Consider the following 6,160-nt stretch of genomic DNA (forward strand, 5'->3'; position numbering starts at 1 on the left):
GTAGCGAGTGGTGCCCTTCAATGCGCATGCGTACAAGAGTTTGTTCGCAGCAAGCTCGATGCGGCTATTTTGGCTTCCCTACCATGGGTTCTGACGTGAACACAGGCGTACGCGCCGATCGACAGGACTCACTGGACCATGGATTCTCCCGCACATCGCGTGCTGCCCGGCCACGGGCGCTTTCGCTATTCGCCGATCAACGGCCGTCCGGTTTATCGCTGGCCTGACGGTTCCCGGCTAGCGGTCTACATCGGCTTCAACATCGAGCACTTTGCGTTCGGCGAAGGACTCGGGCCGACTATCGGTCCGGTGATGCCCGAACCCGATGTGCTAAATCACGCGTGGCGTGAGTACGCATTGCGCGTGGGCGCATGGCGTTGTCTCGATCTCTTCGATGAACTCGCGCTGCCGATCGCGGCCATCATTAACACGGCGCTCTACGATCACTGCCCTGAGCTGGTCGCCGCGTTCGCTCAGCGCGGCGATGAACTCGTCGCGCACGGCCATACGAACTCGGAACGACAAGGAACACTGACTGAAGACGACGAACGCGCGCTGATCGTGGCATGTCGCGAGCGAATCGCGGCGGAGAGCGCGCAGCAGCCAGGGGGCTGGTTATCGCCGTGGCTCTCGGAGAGTCATGTCACCAGTGATCTCGTGGCCGAAGCGGGTTACCAGTACACGCTCAACTGGTGTCACGACGATCAGCCCACGCGCCTGCATACCCGCAACGGCCAGCCGCTGTGGGCGATTCCGTATCCGGAAGAAGTCAACGATATCCCGATGATCCTTGCGCGCCAGATGGACGCGAAGTCGTTCGCCGATCTGGTGATTGATCACTTCGAGGAAATGCTGCGGCAGTCCGCGCGAGAGCCGCTGGTGATGGGCATTGCATTGCATGCGTACCTGATGGGACAGCCGCATCGTTTGTGTCACTTGCGGCGGACGCTCGAGCATATTGCCCGCGCGCGCGACGAAGGCCGGATCTGCATCACTACGCCGGGTTCGATTGCAAGCCACATGGACTTCCTCGGCCGTTAGATCACTTCATTCTCACTTCGCCGTACCGCCTCTTCTGCTTCCATTTCGTTCAACCTCAACAGGATTCGCCATGTTCATGTCAAAGGCAATCAAGCTGCTGTTATGCGCAGTCACCGGCCTCCTCCTCGCACAAGGCGCGTCAGCGCAATCGTGCGAACCGTCCAGGGTGGCCCAGAAATATCCATCGCTTGCGGGCAAGACCATCAAGATCGGCGTGGACCCGGAGTCGCCGCCGTATGCGTTTCGTGACAGCAAGGATTTCAACAAGATCATCGGCGCCGATGCCGACATGGCCCGCGCCGTGTTCGCCTGCGCCGGCGTGAAGACGGAATTCTTCACGGCTGGCTGGCCGGGCTTGCTGCCCGCACTGCGTGCCGGACAGATCGATGTGATGTGGGACTTGCTGTACTACACACCGGAACGCGCGAAAGAGACGAGCTTCGTCACGTATATGCAGGCGGGCACGGGCGGTCTGGTGGCAGCTGGCAACCCCAAGAAGATCGATGACATCTCCAAGCTATGCGGCCTCACGGTCACGGCAGGCATCGGCACCGTCGAACTGACGATGGCGCAAGCGCAAGCCGCCAAATGCAAAGCGGACAACAAGCCTGATGTGACCATCATGACGTCCGCCGATATCGCGTCAGGCGCGCGCCTCGTCGCAAGCCATCGCGCCGATGTCATGATGTACGACCTGGCGCTCGTCGACGGTCTCGCGAAACAGAACCCACAACTCTACACGCGCGGCTTCATGGTGACGAGCGGCATGAAGATCGGCGTGGGCGTGAACAAAGGCAACACCGATATGATCGCCGCCGTATCCGACGGACTCAAGATCATGCAGGCCAATCAGACGCAGAAGAAGACCTTTCAGCAGTACGGCGTAGATCCGTCGCTGGAAACGCCGACCACACTGCTTACTCAATAAAGGCTGCCTGCGCGGCACACCGCGTCGTGTGCCGGCAGCGTCATGAATCAGGTTCGGAAATGAAGGCATTGCGTATCAAACACAAGATCGTGGGCGCCCTCGGCATGGTTGCCATGCTCGTATTGCAGCCGGCGATGGCCGCCGGTCTCGATGGCGTTCAGGTGCTCGACGGTTTCAAGGAGCTGGCCGGTTATGTTGGCTCGCCGTTCCTGCTCGGCGGCGCATGGATCGCGGTGAAGATCACGCTGATAGCGATGTCGATCGGGCTGGTGCTCGGGCTCGGTCTTGCGCTGATGCGGCTGTCGCGGTTCAAGGTCCTGAACTCAGCGGCGTGGGGTTATATCTGGTTCGTGCGCGGCACACCGCAACTGCTGCAACTCGTATTCATCTTCGACGCGCTGCCGCTGATCGGTTTGCGTTTCGATGAAGTCACGACTGCGGTTATCGGCTTTGCATTGAACGAGGCGGCGTTCAGCGCTGAACTGTTTCGTGCCGGGATCCTGTCGGTGAACCGCTCGCAATCGACCGCGGCCGCCGCACTCGGCATGGGACCGTTGCTGACGTTACGCCGCATTATCCTGCCGCAATCGATGCGCGCGGTGATCCCGGGTCTCGCCAACGACACCATCGGCATGTTGAAGCTAACGTCGATCGCGTCGGTGATCTTCGTCAACGAGCTGACGTTTCGCTCGCAACAGGTCGTAGGGCAGAACTTCAAGTTCTTTACGGTGTTCGGCGCGGCGGCGGTGATTTATCTGGTCCTGACGAGCGGGATCTCATTGCTTCAGGTGTGGTTCGAACGCATCTTCGATCACGAGCGCGACCGAAAGGTCACGTTCTCGTGGTTCGGACTGCGCGCATCGACGCGTGATGTGAAACCTCTCGACGCACCGATTGTTTTGCCGGTCGCCGCCAAAGAACTGGAGGCGAACGATCACGCATGGATCGGTACGCTGCTGCCTGCCGAAAGTCGCACGCCGCGGCATCGCGATGAACCGTTTGTCGCGTGCAGGAACGTCTGGAAATCGTATGGCAAGCGCGAGATTTTGCGCGGCGTCGACCTGTCGATCGCGCATGGCGAAGTGGTCGTAATCCTCGGCCCAAGCGGTTCCGGTAAAAGCACGCTGCTCAAGCTCATCAACCATCTCGAACCGCTTGACTGGGGAACGATCAAGGTCGATTCGCAGTATGTGGGTTATCGCGAAGTACCGGGCGGCGGCGGCACGGTGCGGCCCCTGCACAACCTCGCACGTGCACGCGCCGAAGCGCGCGTGGGCATGGTGTTCCAGCATTTCAATCTCTTCAGTCATTTGAGTGCGCTGGACAATATCGTTGAAGCACAGCGGCAGGTCTATGACGTGCCGCGCGCCGAGGCGGAAGCGCTCGGGCGCGAGCTGTTGAAGAGCGTGGGTTTGGCCGAGCATGCGGATTTTCTGCCGCACCGGTTATCGGGCGGACAGCAGCAGCGCGTGGCGATTGCACGTGCGCTCGCGATCAAGCCCAAGTTGATGCTCTTCGACGAGCCTACTTCGGCGCTCGATCCAGAACTTGTCGGTGAAGTGCTTGGCGTGATGCGCGGGCTGGCCGATGCCGGCATGACGATGGTCGTGGTCACGCACGAAATCCGCTTTGCCCGCGATGTCGCCGACCGCGTCGTCTTCATGGATGGCGGCGAAGTGATCGAGCAAGGGACGCCGCAACAGGTCATCGACAACCCGACTCACGAGCGCACCCGAAAATTCCTTAACGTCGTCGCCAATTAAATATGAGGCTCAAATGACGGACTTCGAAACTTTCAATCTTGGCCGCGTCGTGCTGCAGTCCGGCGCGACGCTGCCCGACATGCTGCTCAGCTACAGGACGTATGGCCGGCTGAATGCAGCGCACGACAACGCGATTGTCTATCCGACGTTTTATAGCGGCAGCCATGTCGACAATGAGTGGCTGATTGGCGAGCACATGGGGCTTGATCCGCGGGAGTACTTCATCATTGTGCCGAATATGTTTGGCAACGGCGTATCGAGTTCGCCGAGCAACAATCCGCCGCCTTATGATCGTGGCCGCTTTCCGCATGTGACGCTCTACGACAATGTCGCGATGCAATATCGCCTTGTGACCGAAAAGTTTGGCATCGAGTCGCTCAGGCTCGTCACCGGCTGGTCGATGGGCGCGATGCAGGCGTTCCATTGGGCCGCGATGTATCCGGATATGGTCGAGCGCATTCTGCCGTTTTGCGGGGCGGCGCGATGCTCGCGGCACAACTTTGTGTTTATCGAAGGACTTAAGGCGCCATTGCTGTTGGACCCAGGGTTCAAAGACGGTTTCTACGATGCACCGCCGACGCGTGGAATGCGCGCTGCTGCGCGTGTGTTTGCCGGGTGGGGGTTTTCGCAGGCGTTCCTGCGTCAACGGCTCGACATGGAATCGATGGGATATGGTTCTCTCGAGGACTTTATTACCCAGTTCTGGGAGGGCGATTTCTTGAAGAAGGACGCGAACAATATCTTGTCGATGATGTGGAGCTGGCAGTACGGCGACATTTCAGCGAATCCGCTTTATAAGGGAGATTTCGATCAGGCGTTGGGCAGTATCACCGCAAAGGCTATTGTGATGCCTGGGCGCACGGATCTGTATTTTCCGCCGGAAGATAGCGAGTACGAAGTTTCGAAGATGCCCAATGCACAGTTGCGGCCTATCGAGTCGGTTTGGGGGCACTTTGCGGGCGGGCCTGCGGCCAATGCTGTCGATGTTAAGTTCATCGATGGTGCAGTGAGGGAAATTTTGGCTATGTAGGGGTCAGTTTTTTTGCGTTCGGTCCTGCTTGCGCCAGATTGTTTTTGCATGGTTTGGCGCGAGTTTGGGAACGGCGGCTCGCCTCTCATGAACGGACGTCCCCGAACCGATTCTGAAGGACCGTTCCTGGCCGGGTTGAGGCGGTGCCACTGGCAATTTGCTCACCAGAAACCGGTCATTGAGCGAAGGCGGACGAGACCTTGGCTATTCAAGCTGGATGCCGGCCTCGATCGGCGGCTTCTGGGCCGCATTGCATCTTACGACTGAGCGCGATGATCGTTTCGAACGTGTTCAGGAGCAGGGCGAAACCAGGAAATTCTCGTGACTCCGCCGGCCTTAACCTACTCGGAATAGAAGCCCGAACCTACCAGGCCTGGCACACCGTTTATCTTGACTGCTTGCACGTAAGTCCATTTATGCGATGGCTGAGTCTGCCCCGGTCTCAGGAACATGTAGTCGACCCAGCCGGAACCCGTCGTTTCGGCCGTCCGGATCATCGCGTCATGAAACAGTTTGCCGTTGGTGTCTTTCTGTCCGTGGACGTTCGTGCCCTCGCGAGCAGGGAAGGCCGGATTGAACAGGACGTTTGCGTTCAAATCGTAGACGAACAGATAAGTATCCCCATGAAACCACTCACTATCTTTGATTCTGAATTCGGCAAACGCGGCCTTACCTTTGCTATCTATCAACGCGGCCGCCTTGTCGACGAGCGCTACGGTCTGTTTTGTCGTTTCGGACGTCAGAGGATATGACTGAGATATTGCTTGCGGCGGGGAACAGAACATTCCAGCCGGTAACAAGATGCTGATAAAGAGGCCTTTAATGTTCATGGCGTAATCCTCCGAACATTGAGTTCGGCACCACAGCGATGAGCGATTATGGAAGACAGGCGCCGACCTGCATTGAAAGATTAGGTCACGAAGCGCAGCCAGCCCAGAACTGTTTTCCCGCATCTTACAGGCGACGTAATAAAGGACGTTCGCGCATGTGCACAGATCGGAGAGTTCAGGCATGCGAATTCGGTAACTCGAACTTCCGAGCCGCTGGTACTTTGAACTTCTCGAGTCGACCCACTGCGGCCGGTCGACCCAGTGCGACACATGGGGCAGCTTTCAAGGCACAACGGACGTCCGTTTAGTCGCAACTTGAGTCGTTGTGACGACGACCGCTGCCACCTGCTCATCTTAAGGTTTGTTCGACGCCTGCCCATGTCTGCGGGCCGGGAAGCGCGCGCCGGCGCGTGCGGGCAGGCGTTGAATAAACCCGAAGGGAGGAAACCGCGGGGTGCCCCGATGCAAGGGGGGCTTTCGGGCTATGGCGATTGATGTGTGAGGATGCGCGGCGGGATTGCAGTATGCGCGGCCAGGCGGGATGCGGTATGGGCGCTGATGTTGTGTC

At 58.8% G+C, this 6,160-nt stretch carries 5 protein-coding genes; 4 read left to right on the top strand and 1 reads right to left on the bottom strand.

Annotated elements, in window-relative coordinates; genetic code table 11:
- Window positions 1–138 precede the first annotated feature (138 nt).
- The 4 genes from P3T40_RS42905 to P3T40_RS42920 all read left to right on the top strand — a co-directional run bounded on the left by P3T40_RS42905 (window position 139) and on the right by P3T40_RS42920 (window position 4,762).
- Window positions 139–1,041 carry a polysaccharide deacetylase family protein gene (locus P3T40_RS42905; RefSeq protein WP_429273733.1) on the top strand — a complete coding sequence of 301 codons (903 nt, stop codon included), beginning with the start codon at window positions 139–141 and terminating at the stop codon, window positions 1,039–1,041.
- 76 nt (window positions 1,042–1,117) lie between these two features.
- On the top strand, window positions 1,118–1,969 hold the full coding sequence (locus P3T40_RS42910; protein ID WP_429273734.1) for an ABC transporter substrate-binding protein: 852 nt from the start codon (window positions 1,118–1,120) through the stop codon (window positions 1,967–1,969).
- A gap of 59 nt (window positions 1,970–2,028) precedes the next feature.
- The gene (locus P3T40_RS42915) at window positions 2,029–3,732 is read left to right on the top strand and encodes an amino acid ABC transporter permease/ATP-binding protein (protein WP_429273735.1); all 1,704 of its coding nucleotides are present in this window, start codon (window positions 2,029–2,031) and stop codon (window positions 3,730–3,732) included.
- Between the two features lie 13 nt (window positions 3,733–3,745).
- Window positions 3,746–4,762 carry an alpha/beta fold hydrolase gene (locus tag P3T40_RS42920; protein WP_429273736.1) on the top strand — a complete coding sequence of 339 codons (1,017 nt, stop codon included), beginning with the start codon at window positions 3,746–3,748 and terminating at the stop codon, window positions 4,760–4,762.
- Window positions 4,763–5,103: 341 nt separating this feature from the next.
- Here P3T40_RS42920 and P3T40_RS42925 read toward each other — a convergent pair whose 3' ends face one another.
- Window positions 5,104–5,592, bottom strand: a complete 489-nt coding sequence (locus P3T40_RS42925; RefSeq protein ID WP_429273737.1) for a cache domain-containing protein — start codon at window positions 5,590–5,592, stop codon at window positions 5,104–5,106.
- Window positions 5,593–6,160 lie beyond the last annotated feature (568 nt).

The organism is Paraburkholderia sp. EB58 (genome assembly GCF_050436665.1).
GTDB lineage: Bacteria > Pseudomonadota > Gammaproteobacteria > Burkholderiales > Burkholderiaceae > Paraburkholderia.